The organism is Shinella zoogloeoides (assembly GCF_022682305.1).
Taxonomy (GTDB): domain Bacteria; phylum Pseudomonadota; class Alphaproteobacteria; order Rhizobiales; family Rhizobiaceae; genus Shinella; species Shinella zoogloeoides_B.
Genome location: NZ_CP093528.1, coordinates 971,499 through 996,655, shown reverse-complemented (window position 1 = coordinate 996,655; position 25,157 = coordinate 971,499). Strand labels below are relative to the sequence as shown.

General features: G+C 62.3%; 26 protein-coding genes and 1 pseudogene. 5 read left to right on the top strand and 22 right to left on the bottom strand.

The annotated features are described in order from the left end of the window. Positions 1-455 precede the first annotated feature (455 nt). Positions 456-1,220: an IS6-like element IS6100 family transposase gene (locus tag MOE34_RS04995; RefSeq protein WP_001389365.1), complete on the top strand. Its 765-nt coding sequence runs from the start codon at positions 456-458 to the stop codon at positions 1,218-1,220. Between the two features lie 281 nt (positions 1,221-1,501). Here the strand turns inward: MOE34_RS04995 and MOE34_RS04990 are convergent, their stop codons facing one another. From MOE34_RS04990 to MOE34_RS04930, 14 genes and pseudogenes are all read right to left on the bottom strand, one after another. Then, the gene (locus MOE34_RS04990) at positions 1,502-1,969 is read right to left on the bottom strand and encodes a CopG family transcriptional regulator (protein ID WP_242221574.1); all 468 of its coding nucleotides are present in this window, start codon (positions 1,967-1,969) and stop codon (positions 1,502-1,504) included. A gap of 10 nt (positions 1,970-1,979) precedes the next feature. Further along, the gene (locus tag MOE34_RS04985) at positions 1,980-3,968 is read right to left on the bottom strand and encodes a conjugal transfer protein TraG (RefSeq protein ID WP_029074209.1); all 1,989 of its coding nucleotides are present in this window, start codon (positions 3,966-3,968) and stop codon (positions 1,980-1,982) included. Between the two features lie 131 nt (positions 3,969-4,099). Next, positions 4,100-5,056 (bottom strand): LysR family transcriptional regulator, encoded by a 957-nt coding sequence (locus tag MOE34_RS04980; protein ID WP_035830405.1) that lies wholly within the window; start codon positions 5,054-5,056, stop codon positions 4,100-4,102. Between the two features lie 54 nt (positions 5,057-5,110). Further along, positions 5,111-6,325 carry a chloramphenicol/florfenicol efflux MFS transporter FloR gene (gene floR, locus MOE34_RS04975; RefSeq protein ID WP_029074208.1) on the bottom strand — a complete coding sequence of 405 codons (1,215 nt, stop codon included), beginning with the start codon at positions 6,323-6,325 and terminating at the stop codon, positions 5,111-5,113. 315 nt (positions 6,326-6,640) lie between these two features. Continuing rightward, a complete protein-coding gene (locus MOE34_RS04970) occupies positions 6,641-7,603 on the bottom strand; it encodes a LysR family transcriptional regulator (RefSeq protein WP_029074207.1) in 963 nt (320 codons plus the stop codon). 12 nt (positions 7,604-7,615) lie between these two features. Further along, positions 7,616-8,611, bottom strand: coding sequence for a 23S rRNA (adenine(2503)-C(2))-methyltransferase RlmN (rlmN, locus tag MOE34_RS04965; protein WP_207896397.1), 996 nt, complete (start codon positions 8,609-8,611; stop codon positions 7,616-7,618). A gap of 369 nt (positions 8,612-8,980) precedes the next feature. Further along, on the bottom strand, positions 8,981-9,352 hold the full coding sequence (locus tag MOE34_RS04960) for a TetR/AcrR family transcriptional regulator (RefSeq protein WP_242221572.1): 372 nt from the start codon (positions 9,350-9,352) through the stop codon (positions 8,981-8,983). 104 nt (positions 9,353-9,456) lie between these two features. Beyond that, positions 9,457-10,578 carry a DUF3363 domain-containing protein gene (locus tag MOE34_RS04955; RefSeq protein WP_230999696.1) on the bottom strand — a complete coding sequence of 374 codons (1,122 nt, stop codon included), beginning with the start codon at positions 10,576-10,578 and terminating at the stop codon, positions 9,457-9,459. A gap of 333 nt (positions 10,579-10,911) precedes the next feature. Then, positions 10,912-11,364, bottom strand: a pseudogene (locus tag MOE34_RS25555) (hypothetical protein); the annotation flags it as partial. A gap of 460 nt (positions 11,365-11,824) precedes the next feature. Then, entirely contained in the window at positions 11,825-12,757 is a 933-nt protein-coding gene (locus MOE34_RS04950) for a lytic transglycosylase domain-containing protein (protein ID WP_242221570.1), read from the bottom strand. Continuing rightward, on the bottom strand, positions 12,754-13,089 hold the full coding sequence (locus MOE34_RS04945) for a DUF736 domain-containing protein (protein WP_242221569.1): 336 nt from the start codon (positions 13,087-13,089) through the stop codon (positions 12,754-12,756). Before MOE34_RS04945 ends, MOE34_RS04950 begins: the two co-directional genes overlap by 4 nt. Positions 13,090-13,122: 33 nt before the next feature. Further along, positions 13,123-13,668 (bottom strand): S26 family signal peptidase, encoded by a 546-nt coding sequence (locus MOE34_RS04940; protein WP_242221567.1) that lies wholly within the window; start codon positions 13,666-13,668, stop codon positions 13,123-13,125. Next, positions 13,665-14,165, bottom strand: coding sequence for a DUF2840 domain-containing protein (locus MOE34_RS04935; protein ID WP_242221564.1), 501 nt, complete (start codon positions 14,163-14,165; stop codon positions 13,665-13,667). Before MOE34_RS04935 ends, MOE34_RS04940 begins: the two co-directional genes overlap by 4 nt. After that, the gene (locus tag MOE34_RS04930) at positions 14,162-14,431 is read right to left on the bottom strand and encodes a helix-turn-helix transcriptional regulator (RefSeq protein ID WP_242221562.1); all 270 of its coding nucleotides are present in this window, start codon (positions 14,429-14,431) and stop codon (positions 14,162-14,164) included. The genes MOE34_RS04935 and MOE34_RS04930 overlap by 4 nt, the downstream gene beginning before the upstream one ends. 467 nt (positions 14,432-14,898) lie before the next feature. Between MOE34_RS04930 and MOE34_RS04925 the strand changes: the two genes are divergently transcribed. Continuing rightward, entirely contained in the window at positions 14,899-15,186 is a 288-nt protein-coding gene (locus MOE34_RS04925) for a DNA -binding domain-containing protein (RefSeq protein ID WP_242223825.1), read from the top strand. A 140-nt stretch (positions 15,187-15,326) separates the two neighbouring features. On the opposite strand, the gene MOE34_RS04920 is transcribed toward MOE34_RS04925, so the two are convergent. From MOE34_RS04920 to MOE34_RS04900, 5 genes are all read right to left on the bottom strand, one after another. Continuing rightward, positions 15,327-15,956, bottom strand: a complete 630-nt coding sequence (locus tag MOE34_RS04920; RefSeq protein ID WP_431522414.1) for a DUF2285 domain-containing protein — start codon at positions 15,954-15,956, stop codon at positions 15,327-15,329. Next, complete coding sequence (locus MOE34_RS04915; RefSeq protein WP_242221560.1) at positions 15,895-16,113, bottom strand: transcriptional regulator domain-containing protein; 219 nt, start codon at positions 16,111-16,113, stop codon at positions 15,895-15,897. Before MOE34_RS04915 ends, MOE34_RS04920 begins: the two co-directional genes overlap by 62 nt. 253 nt (positions 16,114-16,366) lie before the next feature. Then, the gene (locus tag MOE34_RS04910; protein ID WP_258124732.1) at positions 16,367-17,038 is read right to left on the bottom strand and encodes a DNA methyltransferase; all 672 of its coding nucleotides are present in this window, start codon (positions 17,036-17,038) and stop codon (positions 16,367-16,369) included. A 331-nt stretch (positions 17,039-17,369) separates the two neighbouring features. After that, the gene (locus MOE34_RS04905) at positions 17,370-17,783 is read right to left on the bottom strand and encodes a TetR/AcrR family transcriptional regulator (RefSeq protein ID WP_242221558.1); all 414 of its coding nucleotides are present in this window, start codon (positions 17,781-17,783) and stop codon (positions 17,370-17,372) included. After that, positions 17,713-17,907, bottom strand: a complete 195-nt coding sequence (locus MOE34_RS04900) for a helix-turn-helix domain-containing protein (RefSeq protein ID WP_242221556.1) — start codon at positions 17,905-17,907, stop codon at positions 17,713-17,715. Before MOE34_RS04900 ends, MOE34_RS04905 begins: the two co-directional genes overlap by 71 nt. A gap of 21 nt (positions 17,908-17,928) precedes the next feature. Here MOE34_RS04900 and MOE34_RS04895 point away from each other — a divergent pair, with 21 nt between their 5' ends. Further along, positions 17,929-18,690 carry a pentapeptide repeat-containing protein gene (locus MOE34_RS04895; RefSeq protein WP_347342750.1) on the top strand — a complete coding sequence of 254 codons (762 nt, stop codon included), beginning with the start codon at positions 17,929-17,931 and terminating at the stop codon, positions 18,688-18,690. Between the two features lie 2 nt (positions 18,691-18,692). Beyond that, positions 18,693-19,415: a pentapeptide repeat-containing protein gene (locus tag MOE34_RS04890; protein ID WP_242221554.1), complete on the top strand. Its 723-nt coding sequence runs from the start codon at positions 18,693-18,695 to the stop codon at positions 19,413-19,415. A 109-nt stretch (positions 19,416-19,524) separates the two neighbouring features. Here the strand turns inward: MOE34_RS04890 and MOE34_RS04885 are convergent, their stop codons facing one another. The 3 genes from MOE34_RS04885 to MOE34_RS04875 all read right to left on the bottom strand — a co-directional run bounded on the left by MOE34_RS04885 (position 19,525) and on the right by MOE34_RS04875 (position 23,380). Continuing rightward, positions 19,525-20,049, bottom strand: a complete 525-nt coding sequence (locus MOE34_RS04885; protein ID WP_242221552.1) for a VOC family protein — start codon at positions 20,047-20,049, stop codon at positions 19,525-19,527. Positions 20,050-20,121: 72 nt separating this feature from the next. After that, positions 20,122-22,575, bottom strand: coding sequence for a membrane-bound PQQ-dependent dehydrogenase, glucose/quinate/shikimate family (locus MOE34_RS04880; RefSeq protein ID WP_242221551.1), 2,454 nt, complete (start codon positions 22,573-22,575; stop codon positions 20,122-20,124). 85 nt (positions 22,576-22,660) lie between these two features. Further along, positions 22,661-23,380, bottom strand: a complete 720-nt coding sequence (locus tag MOE34_RS04875; RefSeq protein ID WP_242221550.1) for a TetR/AcrR family transcriptional regulator — start codon at positions 23,378-23,380, stop codon at positions 22,661-22,663. A gap of 512 nt (positions 23,381-23,892) precedes the next feature. On the opposite strand from MOE34_RS04875, the gene MOE34_RS04870 reads away from it, so the two are divergent. Continuing rightward, positions 23,893-25,092 (top strand): succinylglutamate desuccinylase/aspartoacylase family protein, encoded by a 1,200-nt coding sequence (locus MOE34_RS04870; RefSeq protein WP_242221549.1) that lies wholly within the window; start codon positions 23,893-23,895, stop codon positions 25,090-25,092. Positions 25,093-25,157: the final 65 nt, after the last annotated feature.

Sequence of the window (25,157 nt, the reverse complement as noted above, 5' to 3'; positions counted from 1 at the left end):
CAAGATCACTTGCAGTCCGACCGCGATGTCTTGGTTGCGCGAGAGGTTGTCGATATCCTCCACTTCCATCATCAACCCTGGATAATGCCGCCGCCGTCATCGCCGCCGACGCCCGTGCCGGGCTTTTCGGGCCTGTCAGGCTTGCTCGGCCTTCAGCCTGCCTGGGCGAGATCTCCGGCGGACGGATTAACGGCGGAGCTTCGCCGCCTTTCGTGCGTGTGAAGGCCGAAGATAGTTCTCTCAAAAACATCCGTTTATGAGAGATACCAAATGTCATTTTCAGAAGACGACTGCACCAGTTGATTGGGCGTAATGGCTGTTGTGCAGCCAGCTCCTGACAGTTCAATATCAGAAGTGATCTGCACCAATCTCGACTATGCTCAATACTCGTGTGGGCTCTGTTGCAAAAATCGTGAAGCTTGAGCATGCTTGGCGGAGATTGGACGGACGGAACGATGACGGATTTCAAGTGGCGCCATTTCCAGGGTGATGTGATCCTGTGGGCGGTGCGCTGGTATTGTCGCTATCCGATCAGCTATCGCGACCTTGAGGAAATGCTGGCGGAACGCGGCATTTCGGTCGACCATACGACGATCTATCGCTGGGTCCAGTGCTACGCCCCGGAGATGGAGAAGCGGCTGCGCTGGTTCTGGCGGCGTGGCTTTGATCCGAGCTGGCGCCTGGATGAAACCTACGTCAAGGTGCGGGGCAAGTGGACCTACCTGTACCGGGCAGTCGACAAGCGGGGCGACACGATCGATTTCTACCTGTCGCCGACCCGCAGCGCCAAGGCAGCGAAGCGGTTCCTGGGCAAGGCCCTGCGAGGCCTGAAGCACTGGGAAAAGCCTGCCACGCTCAATACCGACAAAGCGCCGAGCTATGGTGCAGCGATCACCGAATTGAAGCGCGAAGGAAAGCTGGACCGGGAGACGGCCCACCGGCAGGTGAAGTATCTCAATAACGTGATCGAGGCCGATCACGGAAAGCTCAAGATACTGATCAAGCCGGTGCGCGGTTTCAAATCGATCCCCACGGCCTATGCCACGATCAAGGGATTCGAAGTCATGCGAGCCCTGCGCAAAGGACAGGCTCGCCCCTGGTGCCTGCAGCCCGGCATCAGGGGCGAGGTGCGCCTTGTGGAGAGAGCTTTTGGCATTGGGCCCTCGGCGCTGACGGAGGCCATGGGCATGCTCAACCACCATTTCGCAGCAGCCGCCTGATCGGCGCAGAGCGACAGCCTACCTCTGACTGCCGCCAATCTTTGCAACAGAGCCCGTAGGCCAGATCATCGTGACGGCGATAGAGGAAATCACCGGATTCCCCGCTCCTGATGGGAACCCATGCACGAGAATCTTCAAGCAATCCGTATTCCAAATTTAAATACACACCTTCGTCGCGAAAATCCCAAAATCTGCGGCACATTTTTTTCTGCCATTCTATACTCGGTTTGGGGCGCTGCGATCAAGCCAATGAACGACAGCAGTAGGGTCGAAACCCAACACTAATCCCTGTCGGTTTCATCAAAGTCGGTTGGGATCTGATCGGGAACGATATCGCGCGACAGCTCCTTGAGGAACCTGTCCCCCGTCGCCAGACGCCGGCCGAGGTTCTGCATGAAGCCCTCGAACCGTTCCGCGCCTTTCGCGCGAGCAGCGGATTGTGCAGCTCCCGTTAGTGGTGGAGTGATGGTCATCCAGAAAAGGATGAACTGCGCGACCGTCTCGCCAAGCACGGCGAGATCCAGGTCGAGCGTGTCGATCTGGCGGCCGAGCTTGTCCATGCGGCGCGACATGGCGGCTTCAAGCTGGTCGTCGGCATCGCCGGACAGGTAAGATATGACCGCCGCCTCCACGATGGCGGATTTTGAGACATTACGGCGCAGCGCCACCGAGCGGCGCAGCGCCATCGCTTCGATCTGCGGAATGAGCGCGGGGTCGAAATAGAGATTCAGGCGGGTTCTGGTTGCCATGGTCGTGTCCTCAAAGGTCGATTCCGTCATCGGGGTTCAATGCGACCTGCCGCGCGACCATCCTCATACGTTGGCGCATGGCGCGGGCCTTGGCCGCGTCAACGTCCGGCTCGTCGTCCACAAACTCGAACTCCTGTTCGGGTGATGGCGGCGGGGCGACGATTTCCTCATGCTCAGGCAGCTCCGGCTCGCGGCGGATGCCAGCATTGGCCGGATCGCCCTCGGCCCCGTGTGCGGCGTCGGTCGCGGAATGGCTTTCCGCCGCGACCACACGGCCGGACCAATCATCGGCGGATGGACTGGGCGCCAGCGGAGCGGCGACCAGATCGGGCGGGGTCAGGATGCGTTCCTGCAACCGCGCGTCCTCGAAATAGCGGGCCTTGGTCGCGCGGATCGGCGGTGTGCCCGCGACCATCACGATTTCGTCGGTGGGCGGAAGCTGCATGATTTCGCCCGGCGTGAGTAGCGGGCGGGCCGTCTCCTGCCGTGAAACCATGAGATGCCCAAGCCACGGGGCCAATCTGTGCCCGGCGTAGTTGGTGGAGTCGCGCAGTTCGGTCGCGGTGCCGAGTGCGTCGCTCACCCGCTTGGCCGTCCTTTCGTCGTTCGTGGCGAAGCTGACGCGCACATGGCAGTTGTCGAGGATCGCGTTGTTCGGGCCATAGGCGCGCTCGATCTGGTTGAGGCTCTGCGCGATCAGGAAGCCTTTGATTCCATACCCCGCCATGAAGGCGAGCGCCGATTCAAAGAAGTCGAGCCGGCCGAGCGCCGGAAACTCGTCCAGCATCAACAGCAGCCGATGGCGCTTGCCGGAGGTGGTCAGTTCCTCGGTCAACCGCCTGCCGATCTGGTTGAGGATCAGGCGAATGAGCGGCTTGGTGCGGTTTATGTCGGATGGCGGCACGACCAGATAGAGCGTGACGGGCTGGCGGCTGCCGACCAGGTCGGCAATGCGCCAGTCGCACCGCGCCGTCACCCGCGCCACCACGGGATCGCGGTAGAGGCCGAGAAACGACATGGCGGTGGAGAGCACGCCCGACCGCTCGTTCTCGGATTTGTTCAACAGTTCGCGGGCGGACGACGCGATGACGGGATGAGCGCCTGCTTCGCCGAGATGCGGCGTGTCCATCATCGCGCGCAAGGTTGCCTCGACCGGGCGGCGGGGATCGGACAGGAAGTTGGCGACGCCCGCCAAGGTCTTGTCCTTCTCCGCATAGAGAACATGCAGGATCGCGCCGACCAGCAAGCTATGGCTGGTCTTTTCCCAATGGTTGCGCTTGTCGAGACTGCCTTCGGGATCGACCAGAATATCCGCGATATTCTGCACGTCGCGGACTTCCCATTCCCCTTGCCGGACCTCCAGCAGCGGGTTGTAGGCCGACGATCTGGCGTTGGTCGGATCGAACAGCAGCACGCGGCCATGCTTCGCGCGGAAGCCCGCTGTCAGCGTCCAGTTCTCGCCTTTTATGTCGTGAACGATGGCGGATGCCGGCCATGTCAGCAGCGTCGGCACCACCAGCCCGACGCCTTTGCCGCTACGCGTCGGGGCAAAGCATAGGACATGCTCGGGACCGTCATGGCGCAGATAGTCCCGGTCGTATCGGCCGAGCAAGACGCCATCGGGGCCGAGCAATCCGGCCGCACGGATTTCCCGGTCCTCAGCCCATCGCGCCGATCCGTAGGTGGCGACGTTGCGCGCCTCCCGCGCCCGGATGATCGACATGAAGATGGCGGCGGCGATGGCGAGGAAGCCGCCCGATACCGCGATGATGCCGCCCTCGACGAAGATCGCGGGCGCGTAGGCGTCGAACGAAAACCACCACCAGAAGAAGGCGGGCGGATAATAGACCGGCAGGCCCGCCAGCTCGAACCATGGTGCTCCAAGCTGCGGCTGGAAGCCGAGGCGGAACGCCGTCCATTGCGTCGCTGCCCACACCATCACCAGAACGATGGTGAAGACGGCACCAATCTGCCCCCAAAGGATTCGGCCTCCGCGCATACAGGCTCCAGTCGGCAAAAAAAGACGGAGCCGATCAGAGAGTAGGCAAAATCGGGACGGGCAACAGGAAAGAGGATGCCGGAGGGCTGCCGGATACTATCGGCGGCAAATAGGACGGGTCGCCTTTGCCGTTATCGTGCCGGTCGAGTGCCATCGAGGAAACGATTGGGCGAATCGCCGTCACGCTTCATTTTGCCTGCGAGGTTGAGTAGATTTTTCAGTGCGGAGCTGCGATTGAACGGCGACCAGACGGCTGTAAAGGCAACCGGCTCCGGTTCATCGAGGAAGGGCAGGAAGACGATGCCGGTCGTCGGCAATAATGACGTGGCCTCGCCGACGATAGTGATGCCGAAGCCTTGTCCGACCATAGATAGCAGCGTGCCGCGCCCCACATCAAAGCGCAGGATCGACGGTGCGGGCCAACGCCCGGCAAGGCGCAGCACGATATGGTCATGGACCTGCGGGCCGGTGCCACCATAGCGAACAATGAAAGTCTCGCCGACCAGATCGGACCAAGTGATTGCGGACTGCCCGGCGAGGCGATGCCCATCCGATAGCACCACCACCAGCGGTTCGGTCCAGATCGGTCGGGTATGGCAGTCGGGCATCTCGGGCTTGCCCGCGACGAACGCCACGTCGAGCTGGTCAGCACGAAGCTGCATCACCGCATCGCGGGCCGTGCCTTCGGTTATCTCGACCTCAATGCCGGTATGGGCTTCCCGATAATGACGGATCAGCTCCGTGAGAAAGCTGCGTGGGATCAAGGCATGGATGCCGATGCGAAGCCGGCCACATTCTCCTTGAGCTGTCATGCCGGCGGTCTTCACCGCGTGATCGAGTTGATCGACACCCGCCGTGACACGCTCCATGAAGTGCCTGCCTGCGTCTGTTAGCCGAACGCCCCGCGCATGGCGCTCAAACAGCAGGATACCAAGGTTATCCTCCAGCGCTTTCACACGCGCGCTGACGCTCGACTGGCTGACGCCGAGTGCCTTGGCCGCATGCCGAAAATTCAGATGCTCGGCGACGGCGATGAACTGAACAAGGGAAATGAGCGGTATCCTGCCAGACAGGATACCGCCATTCACGAGGTTTCGATGGTTAGTGCGCCGCATCGGAGCGGGCCTGCCACCAGTCGTCGGTTAGACGACTGGCGACTTCTCGGTGGCAGTCCCACGGAGCCGAAGGAGCGCCAGCCCCAACGACACCAGCACTGCCATCGCCGTGGCGTAACAGATCACCGGCCACGCTGTGTCACCGTTTAACAGCGTCACCGCCAATGTCCCGACAATGCTGACTATCAGGCTTTGAACGCAGAAGTAGAACGCGACCGCTGATCCTGCGATGTCGTCGAACTCTGCCAAAGCGCCGTTCGCGGTAACGGACACAGTGAAGACAATGGCGACCGCCATGACCCACATCGGCACGATGAAGGTGAGGAATGACGGCGAACCGAAGAGTTCGCCGATCCCCAACAGGACCGCCCCGAAAACGAGCAACGCCATTCCACGCGCTACGCATCCCGCGATGCCCCATCTGGTGACAAAGGACTTCGCGAAACGAGTTGTCACGATCATTACAAGCGCGACAGTGGCGAAGGCAAAGCTGAATCCGATCTCGGAATATTCCGCTTGGCCTATGAGCACACGGGGAGCCGTCGAGAAGAAGACGAAGAAGGTGCCCATACCGGCGCTAAAGCCGATGGTGTAAACCCAAAAAGCCGGACTCGCGAAGATCGGCAAAACAGATCGGCGCGTCTTCGCTTGATCCAGAGGGCGGGTTTCGTGCCACCTGAAACCCGCATTTAGGAGTGCGAGCATCGCCAGTATAGCCAAAGCAATGAATATCGCCTGCCATCCCAAGAACTCGCCGATCAACGCTCCGGCGATAGGGCCGAGCGCAGGTACGAACGCCAGCATCGAACTGAAAAGGCCGTAGATGACGACACCCTCAGGACGACTGGCATAAACGTCGCGAACCGTCGCGAACGTCGCCACCAGCATGGCCGACGCGCCGACTGCTTGAAGCAGACGGAAAGCGACAAAGGCTGGTGCAGTTGAAGACCAAGCTGCTCCCAGAGACGCAATGACGAAAGCCGTTGCGCCCGCAAGTAGAATTGGCCGTCGCCCGATGCGGTCTGAGAGCGGACCAAAAATCACCTGGCCCACACCGAGCATCACAATATAGAGGCTCAACGTGAGTTGGATCATGGCGGGCGTCGTGTTCAGGATGCCGGGCATCGCTGGAACGACGGGGAGATAAATATCCATCGCCAGTGAAGCGAGGATGTCGAAGGGAGCCATCAGCAGTAGGGCTGCCGGCAGCGTATAGGCCCATGCAGGGCGTGTGATGGTCATGATAAGTCAACCGCTCGATTAAGAAATCTCGGGCGGCGTCTGCACATCAGCAATCACATGGGATTGGTCTCACAGAGCGCCGCAACAACAATTTTGCTGTTGCGGCTTACTTGTCTGCTGACTTTGGATTTCCCATGCTGACCACTCCACGATCACAAATTTGACTAGCTATCACTTATACGATCAGCTGTTGCCTCGCAATGCCGTATCGCTGGCTCGTAGCCACCCAATCCCCCGCTGTTGACGTTCCCGTCATTCTTGGCCGTATGAAACCCCTATGCCTTGCTTTGGCGGTTGGCTGGAACGGGCAGAGGTTCAGTCGACGCGGATCAGCCGACCCATTTCTTTTGCGAGAGAGAGCAGATCACGGAGCGCGGCGCTTCGATTGAACGGCGACCAGACGGCGGTAAAGGCAACCGGCTCTGGCTCATCGGCGAAAGGCAGGAAGGTGATGCCGGCAGTCGGCAGCAGTGCCGTCGCTGCCCCGACGATGGTAATGCCGAATCCCTGTCCGACCATGGATAGTAGCGTGCCACGTCCTACGTCGAAGCGCAGTATCGAAGGCGCGGGCCAGCGCCCGGCAAGGCGCAGCACGATATGGTCATGAACCTGCGGGCCAGTGCCACCATAGCGGACAAGGAAGGTTTCGCCGACCAGATCGGCCCAAGTGATTGCCGGCTGCCCGGCAAGACGATGCCTATCCGGTAGCACCGCTACCAGCGATTCAGTCCAGACCGGCCGTGTATGGCAGTCGGGCAGCTCTGGTGTGCCAGCGACGAACGCCACGTCCAGCCGGTCGGCACGAAGCTGCATGACCGCATCGCGGGCCGTGCCTTCGGTGATTTCGACCTCGATGCCGGGATGGTTTTCCCGATACTGCCCGATCAGATCGGCGAGGAAGCTGCGCGGAATCAAGGCATGGACGCCGATGCGCAGGCGGCCCCATTCCCCCGTCGCCGCCATGCCTGCGGTCTTCACCGCATGGTCGAGTTGATCGACGCCGGCTGCGATCCGCTCGACGAAGTGGCGTCCGGCTTCGGTCAACCGAACGCCACGCGCACGACGCTCGAACAGGAGGATGCCAAGGTCTTCTTCCAGCGCCTTCACGCGGGCGCTGACGCTGGATTGTGCAACCCCGAGTGCGTTCGCTGCGTGGCGGAAGTTGAGATATTCAGCGACCGCAAGCGTCTGGATCAGCGACAAGAGAGGTATGCGCGACCCGAGCAGCGTTTCACTTGATCGGAAGGCATCGTTCGCATGTCTTTTCGAACGCCGCATCCTAAGCTCCCGCTAGGCGGCCTTTTTTGTGGCTCCGCGTTTTTCGACCGGGATTCCGCGCAGATCGCGCAACCAGAGCTGACCGCATGCCGCCGAAATATCCCGCCCCTGTGTATCCCGCACCACGACCGGCACACCGGCGCGATCCAGCACTTCACGGAAAAGTCCGAGGCTGCGGTCGCCGGTTCGATCAAGCGCGATGCCATCGACAGGATTCCAGCGCATAAGGTTCACACGCGCCCTTCGCTTGTTCATGAGACCGGCAAGCCGTTTCGCATCAGCAAGCGTGTCGTTGATGCCGGGGAGGACCAGATAGACAAAGGTGACGATCCGGTTGTGCCGTTCCGCCCATGACGAAGCGCGCGCGATGACTTCCTTGATGTCGTGCTTACGCGATCCGGGGATGAGACGGTCGCGAACTTCCTGCGTCGTCGCATGCAGCGATATAGTCAGATTGATCGCCAGATGCTCTTCTCGCAATTGCGCTAGAGCCTTCGGTATGCCGATGGTCGAAAGCGTGATTCCCGTGGTGGGAAAATTCATCCCTCGCCGGTCGCGCAGGATACGAATCGCCTTCATCACCTGCTCGTAGTTGTTCAAAGGCTCGCCGATGCCCATGAACACGATCCGGTTGACCTTCGGCCCGAGTTGAACGACCTGTTCGACAATCTCGCCCGCCGAAAGGTTGCGCTTGAGGCCGGCTTGGCCGGAAGCGCAGAACTGGCAGGCGAAGGCACATCCAACCTGTGACGAAATACAGGCGGTGTGTCCGTCGTGACGACGGATCAGAACGCTTTCAACGGCATAACCGTCATGAAGGCCGAAAAGCACCTTCTGCGACCGACCGCCGCGCTCATGCGTGATTTTGCGAAGGCTCCGCAACTGGACGCCCCGAGCCTCTGACCAGTTCCGCAAGGCGCGCGGCAGGTCCATGTGTGGGCAGAACAGGTCGCGATAAGCGATTTGCGGCCCGCTGCTCGCGTTCAACGCATCGAACTCGTCGGCCATGAGGTTCAGCGCCAAGGTTGGCGCAGGCAGTGCTTTTTGTCGTTCGCCCCCCAACGGGCTGGGTTCTTGTATAGGCATGATAGTCGTTCCGGGTTTCCGTGCCCGGCGATACCGTGGCGCACGCCTTATAAATAACCGACACGACTGTTATAAACAACCCTCCAGATGGTGTTACCCGAACACATGGTCGGGATAGAGGACGGACAGAAGCATGTGGGTGCGCTTGGTCATGAAAGCCGCTAGCTCGCCTTCCGGCTCAACGAGCCATTGCATGCAAGACCCCTGAATGACCGTCTGAATCAAGCCGGCGGTATGCTCGGGTGGGCGCGGCCCGGCGGGCAGTCGTGCCTCGATAGCTTTCAGGACCAGTCAGTTCCGCTCCGCCGCAAGGGCGCGAAGCGACGGCTCCTGAACGTCTCCCCACAATAGAAGAAGGTAGCCTTCCGTTCCGGCACCGTCACCCATACCGGCGATGAGGTCCTTGAGCATCGCCCACAGCGGATCGAGGCCCTTTTCGGGACTCGCACCCGCGAAATAGTCGCGCACCTCCTGCGTGTTGCGCTCCATGACCTTTAGATGCAGCGTCGCCTTGTCTTTGAACCGCTGGATCAGTGCAGCCCGCGAGATGCCGACCGCTTCCGCAACATCGGAGAGGGTGAAGGCCGATGGACCTTTCTGAAGAAGGATGCCTAGCGCGGTATCTAGAATGAACTCATCGCTATGAAGTTTCGGTCTCGGCATATCTTCTTTTCTACTGCTCGCTTGAATGATGGCCCCTACAATAGCCGGCATCCAGCGTGAGATACACGGGGCATGATAGATACCGGATGAAACACGCGTATGTGCTAAAGGCCAAGGTCATGCCTTCGCCCCAACTGCCACGACACCGATCCGCCCTGCACGACGCCAGTGATCTCGCGGCCGAGCTGGCGGTCGATCACCGGCCGCCACGGGACAAGCGTGAACTCATGGCTCTTTTCCACCACGGCGAACTTGCCGCTCGATAGCTGAACGGTCCCGGTGAACTTGCCGCTGACGTTCTCGCCGTCCGTGGCGGCACGGAACGGCAACCCCTTGCCCTCGGCCATCTCCGCGCCAATGCGGGCAACCTCCCGCTCGCGCAAGGTGGCGAGAAGGCTGCGCCGGTAGAAGATGCGGCCGTTCCGTGCTCGGGTGGCATCGCCCTGTTCGATGTGATGCTCGCGCCGCTGGTCCATCGCCTCACGCACCTGCTGGCCGAAGCCGGCCGGCGCAAGGTCGGCCGTTTCGCCATGGACCAATCGCCGGTCCAGCCATGTCGTGCCGTCCGATCCGATCTGCTTGCCTAGATCGACCGGGGAAAGGATGCGAACGCTGGCCTGCCGGTCACGGCCGGCGTCATAGGCGGCGGCGCGGCTGACCAGATCATCGGGGATGCGCCATTGGTCGGCGTCGATCCTCTCGACGATCCCGGCGCGGCGCAATGCCTCCAGTCGCCGGACATGGGCATCGACATAGCCCTCATAATCGCCGCCCGGAACGCGGCCCTCGAACTTCGCCTGCTCCAGATGGCGGCTCGGACGATAGATGCCGTCCTCGGTGATGGCGGCAATGGCGCGTTCGGACGGTCGGGCGGTCGCCTCGGCCGGGCCGATCTGGACGACGCTGCAAACGCGGGCGTCCTCCAGCCGCTCGGGCGCGATGCCTGCGATGTGGTGCGTCCTGCCGTCGATCCCGTCCACCACAATGGTCAGGTTCTCGCCCAGCTCGTCCGACAGGTGCTTGTCCACGACGCGGCCGACGATGGGTGTCTCTGGCGCTCCGTCATGGATTTGAAAGCTCATGGGATCGCGTTCGCCTCCCTGCGGGCCGAGCGCCTTCTGCATGGTGCGGATAATGTCGCCGCGCTCGCCCAACTCGCGCAGGGCCGGCTCCATGTCCTTGCTCAACTCCCAAACGCCGGGCGCGTGCTCGGTCGCCAGTCCCATCTTCTCCAGCTTGGCGAGACGGCGCAGGCGTAAGGTGCGCTCGAACTGGCGGCGCGGTGCGGCCGGTTCATGGCGCAGGTCGAGGAACCGGGCATCGGCTTCCTCGGCCATGGCGCGGTCAATCTGGGTGAAACGGTCCTGGTCTATCTCGGCCGACAGCTTGCGGGTCTGCTCGATTTCGGTGACGGGGCCGAGTTCCAGACTGGCAAGCTCGCTGGCGCGCTCCCGTAGGCCGTTGGCGAGGTAGTCGCCATTGATGATTAGATCCTCGCCCATCTCGTCGCGGCCGTTGACGATGACATGCACATGGGGATGGCCGGTGTTGTAGTGGTTGACGGCGACCCAATCGAGTTTCGTGCCGAGGTCGGCTTCCACCTGCTTCATGAAATCGCGGGTGTAGGCCGTGAGGTCCGATAGCTCCGCGCCATCCTCGGGCGAGACGATGAATCTGAACTGGTGGCGGTCGTCCTTGCCGCGATCAAGGAAGGCGTCGCCATCGGCGCGGTCCTCGGTCGCCGAATAGAGCCGGCCCCGCTCGCCGTCGCGTGACGTGCCGTCGCGCTGGACATAGCGCAGATGCGCGCGGGCGCGTGCGCCCTTCCACGCGGCCCGAACGCTGCGCTGCTTGACGATCACGCGGCGGCTGCCGGGCTGGCGATGATGCCATTGGCCGGAGATGTTCCGAGCGCGCACGAAGCTCGCGCCCCGGCCGCGCTTCACGCCCTTGCCGCTGGCGACCACGGCACGGGACCGCCCCGGCGATGACGGGCGAGCGGATGACGGCATGGAAGGATCGCGGGAGGCTGCTGCCTGATGCTGCCGGGTGATCTTCTTGACCTGCGTGAAAAAGCTCTTGGTCTTGCCGGCCTTCGGTGTGTCGGATCGGATACGGCCCGGCTTCGGACGGAAGCGGTTTTCGTCGTCGGCGCTCAAGGGCGCGACTCCAGCCAAAACCGCCGACAACAGGCCGATATGGGCCTATGGTGCCGCTCGAAACCCTGCAAAGCCAAGGCTTTGCGCGAAATCGCGGCACGCGGCCCCTCAAAACCATGGTGCCGGAACCGGCCACCTAACCAGTGTGCAGACAACAACAATTTCCAGAAGCGGCCCGATATGGTGCCGTCTTCTTTAATCTTGCCCTCCGCCCTTTCTGCCTTTTCTGCCCCTCCTGCCGGGAATCCAGCCGGACAAAAACCTGTCTGACTGGACACCGGAATGAGCGCCGCCGAGCGCGGGAACGCCGCCCTCATGGCGTTCCCGAACCGCTCGCGTCGGCGACGAAAATGCTGTCGCCCTGCGACTCTGCATCGACGGGATCGCGCGCCGGAACGGTCGCGCGGCCGTCGCCAGATTGTGCGTCGGACGGCGGCGCGGCGACAGCCCGCGCGTCGCCCGGACGCATGACGAACAGCGGTGCCTCGCGCCAATCTGGCGGCGGTGGCGGTGCCGATGACGGCGGTTCGGTTGCAGCCGCGCCGCCGAGGATCGGCGCGAGCGCGGCGACATAGGCCCGCGTCTCGGCCGGCAGGGTGCGGCCGGTCGCAAGGTATTCGTCATAGCGGCTGGGACCGGCATTGTAGGCCGCCAGCATCGCCGCGACATTGCCGTAGCGGTCGAACATTTCGCGCAGGTAGGCCGTGCCTGCGAGGATGTTGTCGCGCGGGTCATAGGGATCGCGGCCGAGGCCGTAGCGGACGCGCAGGCCCGCCCATGTGTCGGGCATCACCTGCATCAATCCCATCGCGCCGGCCGACGAAACCGCGCGCACGTCGCCCGCGCTTTCGGCGCGCAGCACGGCGCGAATCCAGTGCTCGGGGATGCCGAACCGCTGCGACGCCTCGGCGATGTGGGCCGCATAGGGATGGGTTGCGGCCGGGCGCTCGATGGGCGCGGATTGCGCGACAGCGACGCCCGATCCGATGCAGACGGAAAGCGCGCCGGCCAGCAGCAGGACGGCACAACGCCATGCCTGCCTGTCTCCGCTTCGCCGCCAGCCTGCCAGCGTGCTCGCTGCGGTCAAGGGCAAGGCGCGAGCGCCGGCCGATGGCCGCCCCTGACCAACGCTGCGCGCGCCGGCCGTCTGGTCGCCGAGCGGGACGAAGGGATGAGACGGCTTTTCCGCGAACAAAGGGATGCCGATCTTGGACCGGATGGTGGGCCGGACGCGCGCGGCCTTCATTCCTCATCCTCGATCTTCCGGGCGTGCTTCCAACGTAGGGTCCAGACCGAAGGATCGTCGTTGGACTGGAACAGTTTGGCGCGGATCGGGGACGGAAAGATTGGTCCCTCCAATCGCATCGATACGAACTCGCCAGCGTTCTCGCTGGAGTCTTTCCATGCGGGTCCGGCGTCCGGGCCGTCCTCGCTATCGAGGCGCACGCGATAGTCGGGGGCGTTTTTTGCGTCGCTCGGTTTGGCCGGGACGATGAACAGCTTTTCGTGGAGTCCGAACGAATGAAGCTCCCCGGCATAGCCGGTTTCGGTGCGGGTGAAGGTGCCTATCTCTGCCATGGAAATCTCCTGCGGTTGGTTTCGGGGGTGGTTTCAGTGCGTCGGCGCGCGCCACTCGTAGCGGCCGACGCCTTCCTCGTCGGTCCAGAGCGGGACCGCTCGGCCAATGACGGAAGCTGCGGGGACGGGTCCGAAGTAACGGCCGTCGAGGCTGTCGCGGACTTCCCAATTCATGAGGAAAAGCTGGTCGCCGCCGATGACGCGGCAGCCCTGCCAGACGGGCAGATCGCGGCCGAGGCTGTCGCGCTCCAGCGCCTCGCCCATCTCGATCCCGTCAACCGTGATCGTGGATCGCAAGCGACAAACCCGCTGTCCCGGCAGGCCGAGCACGCGCTTCAAGAGCGGGACGCCTTGCGCGATATAGCCGCGCTCGACCATGAAGCCGGCGAGCGGTTCGGGCGGCATGACGGCGACCAGCTCGGGCACGTCGAGCCGGTCGGCTGACTCGACGGTATAGAACCCGACTGGCGCGCTGGCGGTGGCGTTCCATATGAGTTTCGTCGGCGTCTCGACCGCGCTGGCAGCCGCGATGCCGAGCACCGCCAACGCCGTCGCTTTAAGGGTGCGGCGGCGCGTCATGGCTCAATCCTTCGGCGATGAAGCCAAGCGGCATGTCGCTCGGGCGTGTAGGCGTGCGGCTCCAGATTGGCGGTCAAACGGTTGTGGACGTGCCGCCAGTGATCCGGCGAGGCGTCGGCCGGATCGAGGCCGAGCGCATCCACGGCGTCGATGGCTGCAAGCGCGCGCTGCACCTTCGGCCAGCCGTCGAGCCGCAACAGGATTTCGCCGCCGGGGCGGACGAAGGGCAATGTCTGGAACGGTTCTCCCCGTCCACTGGCGCGCACAATGTCGATGCGCGAAACAACCGTGCCGTGCTCGCCCGACTCCCAACGGACGAAGGCGAAGATGCTGTTCGGAGCAAAGCCGACGACACTTCGGCGACGGTCGATGATCTGTTCGTAGCTCTTACGGCCGAAGCGTATCCAATGCTCGACCTTGCGTTTCTCGAAGGTTAGCTCGACCAATGTGGTGAAAGGCGCGGGTCCATTCTCACCGCGATGCGCACGACGACTCACTGTTCGCCTCGCTCATCGGGGGTCAGCGGACGGGCCGGAAAGACGCGGCCGGCGGTCTCGTCGCGGGTGGATTTCCGCGCGCCGATTGCAGTCCAGGCTTGCAAGTCCTCAACCGCATAGAGGACGCGCCCGCCGATCTTGCGATAGGTCGGGCCGGTCCCGTAGGTGCGATGTTTCTCAAGGGTGCGGATGGAAATGCCAAGGAAGCGCGCGGCCTCCTTCGTGCGCAAAAGTCGTGGCGGCAGGCCCGCCAGCGGGTTGGCCATGGATCACCTCCGGTTCGTCAGGATGCGGCTGTCGGTGACGACAGCGGGCTGTGGCGAACCATGGCGAGGGATCGGCGGCGCGTAGCGTGCCGCATTTGCGCCTATGCGCTGGCGGCACCCCATAGGCACCGGCAGCAAGCTGAAAAGATGAAGAGTTTCAGCACGTCATTGCTTGTTGCGCCGAATTGGCGAAGACATTCATGCGCGGGTCGGGTAAGACTGGACGCGGAGCAGACGCGCTGCTCTGGGGCGTCGAAACCCCTCACGAATGGCTGGTGCTGGCCATGACGGCACCACACTCCTTGACCTTATGGTCGGGGAGCCCGTGGCGCATGTCCAGGGCTACCCGCCTAAAGGCCACGGGGCCGTTTCGTGACGGTTTCGAACTCCCCGATCACCAAGAGTCAGAGAGAATCGTTTGCGGGGGCGCACCGCAGACAAACCTTCTCGGAAACCGGGGAATGGCCATGCGAGTGCCAGTCGAACTTGATCCTGGCGTGGATGATGAGGCGCCGACAGGCGACGACATCACAACCTATGACGAGCGGCACTTCGTGACGTATTTGCGTTTACTGGATGCCAAGGCGGAAGGCGCGGACTGGAAGGAAGTCGCGCTTATCGTCCTGCACCGCGATCCGGCCGCCGAGGAACTTCGAACGCGCCGGTGCTGGCAAAGCCACCTCGAACGTGCGCAATGGCTTTCGCGTGAGGGCTATCGGAAGATTTTGGAACAGGCCGCTGCCAACAGGCGATAGTCTTCGCAAAGCGCGGCGCAGGCTTGGAAACTCGGCCTGACCGAAAGCCTACAAAGCGGCTATCGGCTTTCTGAGCGCGGGCGGGCAGTTTACAAGTGGCTTTCGCGGAAATCCTAGAGGTTTCCCGATACGCAGTTGCATCACCGCTTGCCGGGCTTGATCGGATAGTGGAGCAGCAAGCGATAGCCGCCCCGCATCATCTTGATGCCATGCGCGACCAGGCGGCGGGCCTTGTTCTTGCGCGGGTCGTTCTCGAAATCCTCCTTGGAGCCGCGAAAGGCAAGCAGGACTTCGGCGATGATGCGATAGCTCTCGCCGCGCAGCCGCGCGTCGAGCGCGCGCAACGACAGGATATGCCATTGCCGGAGCTGGGCGGGGACCGCTCGAAAATCGGGACCGGGCACACGGCCGTCGAGTGATCGCCAAAAACGGCGGGCGGCGTGAGCGCGAAGCTCCAGAAAGGAGTCCATCGGCAGCGTGACGGCGTAAAACGCGGCTGCGTCCGGCACCGTCTCGGGCAGCCAGAATTGATGCGCGACGCCATCCGCCCGCCAGATACCATGCCAGCCATCGGCTGCGCGGCGCAGATCGAGGCCGTCGAGATGCGCTAGCGTCAATGTCGGTTCGGTGTCGCTGTCGTTGTGATCGACCGGCGACAGCATCACCGCTTGCGGTTGAAGGCTCGGACTCCAGAACGGCGGTTGCCGGTCATGCGGCGCGTCGGGGTCGCACGGGAAATCGCAAGCCCCAGCGATGCGCGAACGCTTCAAGCGCGCGGTCGCTCGGCCGCCCGGTCAGCGCGATGGTGTGGAAGTCATGACGATACTCGTCATTGCGGCGTAGATATTCCCAGGCGAAACCGGCGGCCGGAATGTGCTTCGCATGCCTGTATGCCGCCGGTGAACGCCAATCGATGCTTGGTAGCATGGCGTCACCTCCCAAAGCCGGACGTGCAGGGCAACGCCCGGACTAGAGAGGTTCAAAGATTGGTAGAAGTAATAGAAGCCGCTCAAGACAGATATGTTGAGCGGCTAAACCGATCATTATTGGTTGTTTTCTTCTTAACATAGTCTCTGTGATTCCGCGAGCCGCGCAAAGAACGGCGAGCGCGCGACACTAGCGAGTCCTGCCGCCGGCTGGCGTTCCGGTCGGCAGTCTCATCGCGTAGGATGTGTGTGGCCTATGCAGCCGCACGTTGATGTTGCTGCGCGGCAAGCCGCTTGCCAGCGGTGCGATAGTGTCCGTTTTCTAGTTCGATGCCGGTCCAATCCCGGCCAAGCTGGTGAGCTGCCGCGAGTGTCGAACCGCTGCCGCAAAACGGGTCCAGCACAAGGTCGCCCGGCCGTGTGAAAGCCTCGATCAACGGGGCCAGCGCCTCGACCGGCTTCTGCGTCGGATGCAGCCGGTTCCCGGTATAGGGGAAGTCAAGCACATCGGGGATAGGACGCGCGGGCCGGGCCGGATTACCCTTCGCCAGCAAATAGGCTTGCTCGTGCTCATAGCGAAGGAAGCGGGCCGACGACGCATAACGCTTGCGGAACACAAGATGCCCGACGACGCGGAAGCCTGCCGCCTTCCATGCGTCCATGAACAAATCGACCTTGTTCCAACCGTAGAAGGAAACCGCAAAGCCGCCGTCCTTCAAAACGCGGTGCATCTGCCGGAAGGCAGGGCGGAGCCAACGGCCGTTATCGTCATTGGCGACGGTGCGGCCCCGCCGATCGCGGAAGCGTGTCACATAGGGCGGATCGGTCAGGATGAAATCTACCGTGCCGGTGTCAAAAGCCTGCATTACGTTGATGCAATCGGCATTGAAAATCACGTTGCGGGGGGCTTTGGCGTTGCCGGTCATGTCTCTATTCCTTTGGGTCTGAAGGTCAGCGAAGCGGTGTGCCGCGCCTGACCTTCTGGCCGTCGCCGAGACCGGGGGGTGCAAGGAGCAAGAGACCAGGCCGGAGGGGGATCACCCAGCCTGCACGGAGCGAGGAACGAAGTGGAGGAAGGCCGGGGAAACCGGCTTGGTCTCTTGCGCCGCGCCGGGGGGCAGCGCTCCCAAGCCAATCGGCCGAAGCAGAGCGGGCGGGCAGAATGACAACCGAATGGAATGCTGGGATGATTCAAACCGACTTTGGGTTCGAAGTCAGGAAAACTCAGAAAGCAAGTTTTCTTCGTCGCTGCGGCATTTATTCCAGCAGCGCCAATACGTCATCCATTATTTCTTGCCACTCCGTGTCCTGAATTTCGCGCAGCCCCATAAACCGAAGCATGAACGCGCCTTCGGCTGCCAGAAAAGCCAGACGTGCTTTCCTGCCTTCCTCCGTAGCCATGTCGATCCCGCTCAGGCGGCTTTGATACCATCTTTTCACGGGGGCCAAATGCTCAGGTGAGCGCAGAAGCGCCGCAATGATGCTGGCCGCTTTCTTCTTCGCGGTTACGCTTTGCTTGAAGCCGACCACGATATCCCGGCGCGCTTCATCAAGGGCATTGACAGGTTTGGGATAGAGGGAAGTCAGGTCGGCTTCATACTCACGGCCCCATCGTTCGAACATGCCGGCGATGAGAGCGTCTTTCGAGCGGAACGAGTAATTGCAGCCCACCGACCGATACGCCGGCTTTCCTTGCCACCGCCTCGATGGTCAGGCCCGCCGCTCCGTCTTCCCGAATGACTGCCTCTGCCGCGTCGAGGATCGTGTTCTCGTCAATTGTCTTGGCCCGGCTCACGCTTGCCTCGTTTCAATAAATATGTTCGTATTGATTAGCATATCGAATCCTCACCGACATCTCCAGCGGGTCTTTCTCATGACGACACATTCAGCGCCCGACGCGACGCTCAAGACGGTTGACGGCGGCGCGCCTTCCCGCGCCGAGATCGCGGCCCTGGCTGCCGAGAGGCGACCAATACGTCTCGTGAACTGCGAGTTGGAAGAGGCCGACCTTTCCAACATCGACATGACGGGTTGGCACTTTGCGGATTGCATCCTGAAGCGCGCCAATTTCACCAGCGCCACGCTTGAAGAGGCCAAGTTCGTCAGTTGCCGGGGAGCGTTCGTCGATTTCACGGCGGCGAGGCTCGCTGAGGCGACCATCGAGAAGTGCGATTTCAACAATGGCAAGTTCGGAGGGGCGACCGTCACCCAGGCGAACTTCATCGGGTGCAAACTCACTGGCGCCGACTTCACCAGAGCGCGCACCACCGCCGTCGTCTTCAAGGAAACCACTCTGTCGGCGGCACGCCTTCCGGGTGTTTCGTTCCGCAAGGTGGAGATCGAGCGGGTGGATTTCAGTTTGGCCGACCTCGCCAAATGCGATTTCCGGGAGGCCATCTTTTTCGATTCAAGTCTCAGGGAAGCCAATCTCGTGGATGCCCGTTTCGAGGGCGCGGATTTGCGCGGCGCGGACCTGGGCGGCATTCGGCTCGATGATGCTCGCAAGTTCAAGGGAGCGACGATCTCGCGCGACCAGGCCGGGGCTCTCCTTGCCGAAATGGGCTTGCGGGTTCACTGACCATGGAGTTCGAAGAGGCGATACGGCGAACCGAGCCGACAGAGGATGTCACGTTCGAAGGCGTCGATATTTCCGAGTATCATCTTCACGAGGTGAACTTCAGTAAGTGCTCGTTCATCGATTGCAATTTCAACGCCGCCCGCATCTCGAATTCGAGTTTCGTCAATTGCAGTTTCCGTGGATGCAGCTTTCAGGATGCCGTGTTCACCGACTGCGCCTTTTGCGGCGACGCGGAAGACAGCGGCAGCCGATGGGTGCAAGCGAACCTGGCGGATGTCGAATTCAAGAAGTGCAATCTCAGCCACAACACCATGGCCGGCGGAGCCGCGTTTCGAGCGCGGTTCGTCGAATGCAAGGCTGTCGGGATTAAGTTTTCGGCCGAAGTCTATCGCCCCGCTAGGCGGCGTATCGGAGCTGTGACCTTCTCTCATTGCGCCATGATGTTCAGCGCGTTCGGTCCCGGCGACTATCGCGACTGCATATTCGAGCACTGCGATCTGCGCGACTGCGATTTCTCGGAAAGCAACTGCGCGAATGCGAGCTTCTTTTCCTCCAACCTCAACAATGCGCGGTTTCTCCGCTCCAATCTGGACGGGGCCAATCTCGCGAGGGCGCAGATCGAAGGTTTCCAGTTGACCGATCTTTCCTCCTACACCGACATCACGCTCAGCCGGGACCAGCACGAACAGGTGCTCAAATCCCTTTCCATCCAGACCTTCGATTGAGACCCGCGTTTGCTGGGGTTGGTATACCCGACGAAGCTGGTGCTGAGCGGCCGATATCGAAGTCCGATCTCTCAGGTCCAAACACGCCAAAACGGCCGGGAAGCCGGTTCTATAGGAACCGGATAGGGTCCGATCCGTCCCACGCACGGCTCGCGTCCCGTATCATCGCCATCAACGCGGCCGACTGTTGCGATTGACGCGAAACCTCGACCATCGTGCCGGGACCGCCGCCAGTGTCGGCATAGAACCATGCGGCGCCGATGGCAGAGCCTTCGAAGATGATCTCCGCTCCCGCCGCCGTCATGATCGTCCTGGCGCGGTCCATGTCGTCGGTCAGCACGCAAATGTGGTGCAAGCCCTGGCCATCGGCCTCCCGCCACTCCCGATAGAGGCTGGGGGTGTCGTCATTCTGCCGCACGATCTCGATCTGCATGTCGTCCCAATAGCCGAGCGCGATCGTCAGGTCCGGGTTCGAGTCCTTGCCGCGATGGCTGGATGTCTCGGCGAGTCGTCCCTGCATCACATAGAATGGGCCGGCTCCCATCGTCTTTATCCAGAATTCGAGCGTGGCATCGAAATCAGCCGGCACGTAGCCCAACTGCATGATCTCGCCGATTTCCCGTATCACCGACATCGCAAAGCTCCCGATAGGTTGTTCGAGTGGTGTGAACTGCTCGGGGAACCGCTTGCCGCTCCCCGGAACGTCTCATGAGCGGCGCAGCCTGTAAGCGACGACATAATCACCCGTCTGCGCGATCCCCATCGCACCGCCCGCTGTGACGACGATGAACTGCTCACCGCTTTCCGGCGAGATGTAGCTCATCGGCGTCGCCTGAGAGCCGACCGGCAACGCCGAGCGCCATACCTCGTCGCCCGTCTCGGTATTGAAGGCGCGCAGGTAGCCGTCCTGCGAACCGGCATGGAAAGTGAGGCCGCTGGCCGTCACCAGCGAGCCACCGTTGACGGGGACGCCCATTTCCAGCGGCAGGCCGATGGCCAAGCCGAATGGTCCACTGTTGCGGGTGGTGCCGAGTGGCCTTTCCCAAAGCACGGTGCGCGTGTCGAGGTCGATCGCCGTCATCATGCCATAGGGCGGTCGCTGGCAGGGAACGCCGATCGGCGACATGAAGCCCCCATTGGTCGCTACGTAGGGCACGCCATGTTGCGGCGATGCTTCCCCCTGGTGGATCAGGGGGCGACCATCCGGACCCGTCGCCTCGATTCCGGCAGCGATCGGATGGTCGCGCGGATAGAGAGTGACGAGTTGGGCGAGGCGTTGGCTCGATGCCAGCATGATGTTGCGTTTGGTGTCGATGGAGACGCTTCCCCAATTCGAACCGCCGAAGAAGCCCGGATAGAGGATGGACCCTTGCAAGGACGGCGGTGTGAATTCGCCTTCGTATCGGGATTGTTTGAACACGATGCGGCACATCAACTGGTCGAGCGGGGTAAGGCCCCACATGTCGGCCTCGCGCAGCCGTTCGCCAGCGACGTGTGGCATGCCGCTCGGATAGGGCTGCGTGGGTGCGGTGAAGTCGCCTTCGACCGCGCCCTGCGGCACCGGCCGTTCCTCGACATCGATCAGCGGCTCGCCCGTCGCGCGATTGAACACGAAGAACTGACCGCGTTTGGTCGCCTGGAGGACGGCGGGCACCGGCCCGTTTTCGGTGGGGAAATCGATCAGCACCGGCTGAGAGGCTACGTCGAGGTCCCAAATGTCGTGGTGAACCGTCTGGAAATACCAGGCGACGGACCCGTCCGCGACCCGTAGCGCGACGACGGACGATGCGTATTTCTCCATCTCTGGTGTGCGATGGCCGCCGTAATAGTCAGGCGTGGCATTGCCGAGCGGCAGATAGATCATCCCCAGGTCGGGATCGGCGCTCATCAGGCTCCAGACATTGGGTGTGCCGCGCGTGTAGGTCTCGCCGGGACCGGGCTCGGTATTGACGCCGGGGCGGCCCATGTCCCACGCCCACAGAAAGGCCCCGCTGACGGCGTTGTAGGCGCGAATCACGCCAGAAGGCTCATCCACCGACTGACCGTCATGGATCGCCGAGCCGACGACGGCCACGTTGCCGACCACGAGAGCGGGCGACGTGTTGTGTTGGTAGCCCAACACGTCCTCACCCATCCCTGACCGCAGGTCGATCTCGCCATCCACCCCGAAGCCGACGCAGGGCCGACCATCGCGAGCATCGACGGCGATCAGGCGAGCGTCGCGTGTCGTCGTGATGATCCGTGACTGGCATTGTCCATCGGCGGGCGTCGTGTCCTGACGATGGAAGGAGACGCCCCGGCAGCCGCCGCCATTCGCGAGCGGACCCAGCACCGGATTATATTGCCAGCGTTCGGAGCCGGTCTCGGCGTCGAGCGCCACGACGATGTTGTCGCGGGTGCAGAAATAGAGCGTGTCGTTGATCTGCAAGGGTGTGGCCTGGTTCGGCCCCGCGCCCCCGGTTCGATAGGTCCATGCGATTTCGAGGTTCGCAACGTTGGCCGTCGTGATCTGCTCAAATGGAATGAAACGGTCGCCGCTGGCTGTTCGGCCCCAATCGCTCCAATCGTCGGCGCCCGGCACTGGATTCGCGACCTCCGCGCCATCAGGCGTGTTCAGGCCCGCCGGCCTGTCCGTCGAGACAGCACCAGACGCATGAACATCCGTAGCGGATGGCGCCAGCAAGGTCCGGCTGACCATCACGCCTGCGCCGGCCAGCACGACCGCCAAGCTGCCTAGAACCGCGAGCCGTGTCGGTCGGGAAAAGCGTCCCCGCTTCGCCACCGCGAACGCGCGCGTGCCTGCGGCGCGGGTCAACAACGGGCGCCAGACCATCGGCAGCGCGAGCCACAACCCCAACACGGCAGGCCCCGCAATGCGCGGGAACACGCCCCAAAAATCGAGGCCGACTTCAAGAAAGGACCACATAAGAGTCCACAGCAGCATGGCCGTATAGAGCCAGATGCCCAGCATCCTGCCGCGATAGAGCAGATAGCCGGAACCCAGGCAGGCAAGTCCGGTCGCGAGATAATACCAGGAGCCACCAAGCGCGATGAGCCATACGCCCCCGACGAGAAGAAAAAGCCCGATCGGCACCATGAGGATGGCAAAGACGATATGTGGCCAGCCGGCATTCGCGGCGGGCGCAACAGGTGACGACATCGTAAAACCTCCCCTACGGCGCGATTTGCGCGCCATTTTATGCGGGGAGGAAGCGAAGTCCATTAAAAAGCACGGTGCCGTGCTTTTATGGTGACAGACGGTTGGCTGGCTTGCCGAAGGCGGCGATGAACATTGCCCAATTGTCGTTGAAGATGGTCTCGCGTGTCGTCTCGTCGTCTGCCTGCTCGCTGCCCAAAAGAGCGTGAAGCCAAACCTCACCGATCGTTGCGTAATAGAGCTGGCGAGTGAGGCGGCGGGAGTCGCCCTCGATCAGAAGTTTCTCGTCCTGGGCCTGCTGGACCAGAGGCTCAATCACATCCTGAATGCGCCGCTCGCTTTCCCGGAAATGAGCGCCGATCTCGGGATGCCTGGGCGCCGCGCCGATACAGGCGCGATAAAGATCGGTGTTGCCGGGCGAGACGACGAGTTCGAACAGTTCGAGACAGGTGCGCCGCAGTCGCTCCAAAGTGCTCTCGGTCTCGATCTCCAGCCCGTTCAAGCGGGCGAGGAAGCCCTGTCGATCATAGTCGAGGGCCGCCACAAAGAGGTCGCGTTTGGTCGGAAACCGGCGATAGATCGTATGCTTGGAAACCCGGCAGGCGATGGCGACATGATCGATCGTCGTCGCTTCGAAGCCGGCACGTCGGAAGCTCTTTAGGGCTTGAACGACGATCTGTTCGGCAATCGCGCCTGCAAGAGCCGTTGTCGGCCTTCCTCGGGTTCGTGTTTTTGCCAACTTGTTTTCGGTCTCCCTATGCCGCCACGTCTCTCTATCCAAGCAGCGGGCCTTCACAATCACTTTCACTCTACGCCATCCTACATTTCATTGTTCAAGCTGCTGGCGTGTGAGCGATCTATCGAACAAGAGAACGAGAGGGCATCGGATGAGGATGGTGGGGAGGATCGGTATGCCGCGCATCTCGTTCTCCCGTATCCCCCCTGACAGGAGGTGTCGCACTACGCGGCGATAGCCGCACCGGCCCGGAGGCGAACGCGCTCCCCCATTGCGCCGTAGTGAGCCGGAGGGCCGCCCGCAAAAGTCCCGGCGCTCTCGCGCCGGGTCCGCTTTCATCAATCATTTTGGAGGGCTATAGCGTAGACGTAGTTCTCAGTTTCATCGTCTTCGGCCCGCCAGTTTCCACCAATTATCGCACGAACTCATGTCGGCTGGCCTGCCTCAGGGCAGCCCCATTGATGGCGTCTATAAAGTTGGGCAATGTCCAGGTCTCGGAAACAGGCCGGGCGAATATGCGCGGTGCTCGACACCGAAGCGCCCACCATCGCACGCCCCGCGCCTCATAGTGACAGAGGCCCATCATGTCGGAGGAAACCATGGACCGTCTCGATCGCCGCGACTTCATGATCGCATCCATTGCAACCGTGGGCGCATCGGCGGCCCTTCTCGGCAGCGCCGGCGCCGCGAATGCGCAGGAGGAGGCGACCGCCTCCGCAAGCCCGGGATCGGGAACCGTCTATACCGGCGACGTCATCGACGGGAAAAAAGTCGTCAGCGCGCTCGACGTGAACGATCTGGAGCCGGGCAGGACGCATCGTCTCTATTTCCAGGGCGTGGAAACGCCCACGGGGCACCACTGGAATGTATCGGTAATCGTCGCCAGGGGTGCGAAGCCGGGCAAACGGGTCGTCCTGACAAGCGGAGTGCATGGCGACGAGATGAGTTCCATCCAAACGGTCCTGACCGTGATGAATCAGCTCGATCCGTCAGAGATGTCGGGTACGGTCATGGCGGTCACCGACATTTCCCGCCCGGCCCTGGAAGGCATGCAGCGCCGATGGCCCAATCAGGGCAGAGGCATCGACCTGATCGACATGAACCGGGAATGGCCCGGGAACGAGAACGGCCTGACGGCGACGAGCCGTCATGCCGGTCTGCTGTTCAACCGGCTGCTACGGCCGAATGCCGACGCCGCAATCGATTTCCACACCGGCACGACCGGGGTCGAGGTCACCGCCTTCAACATCGGCGAGGTCGACCGGCCCGAGGTCAAGGCGATGCTGGACCTCTATCCCGTCGGCCAGATCTTCAACATGCCGAAACAGGCCTATCCGACCGTGCTGCACAATGCCTTCATCGACGTGGGCATCCCTGCCATAACGCCGGAGGTCGGCGCGGCCCGCGTGCTCGATACCGGGATGATCCCGTTGTTCGTGGAAGGCACGATGAACGTCCTCAAGCACTATGGCATCGTTGCCGGCCCGATGGGTCGCACGGCCAAGGACGTCACCGTCTTCATCGGCAACAGCGGGTTTCCCGTCCTGGCGACGAAGGGCGGGATCGTCGAGTATCTGGTCAAACTCAACGACAAGGTCGAGGCTGGACAGAAGGTCGCCATCCAGCGCAACGGCTTCGGTGACGTGGTCGCCGAGTATACATGCGAGATAGCCGGAGAGGTCATGGGGTTGCGCACCGATGCAATGGCCGAGCCGGGCAATCCCCTGATCATGGTCCTCTTCAACAGTCCGACGCCGGACAGCGTCGAAACCTACCCCGAATAGCAGGACCGCGCCGCACGCCCGGAGCAAAATGAAACCGCCGGAAACGAGATCGTTTCCGGCGGTTT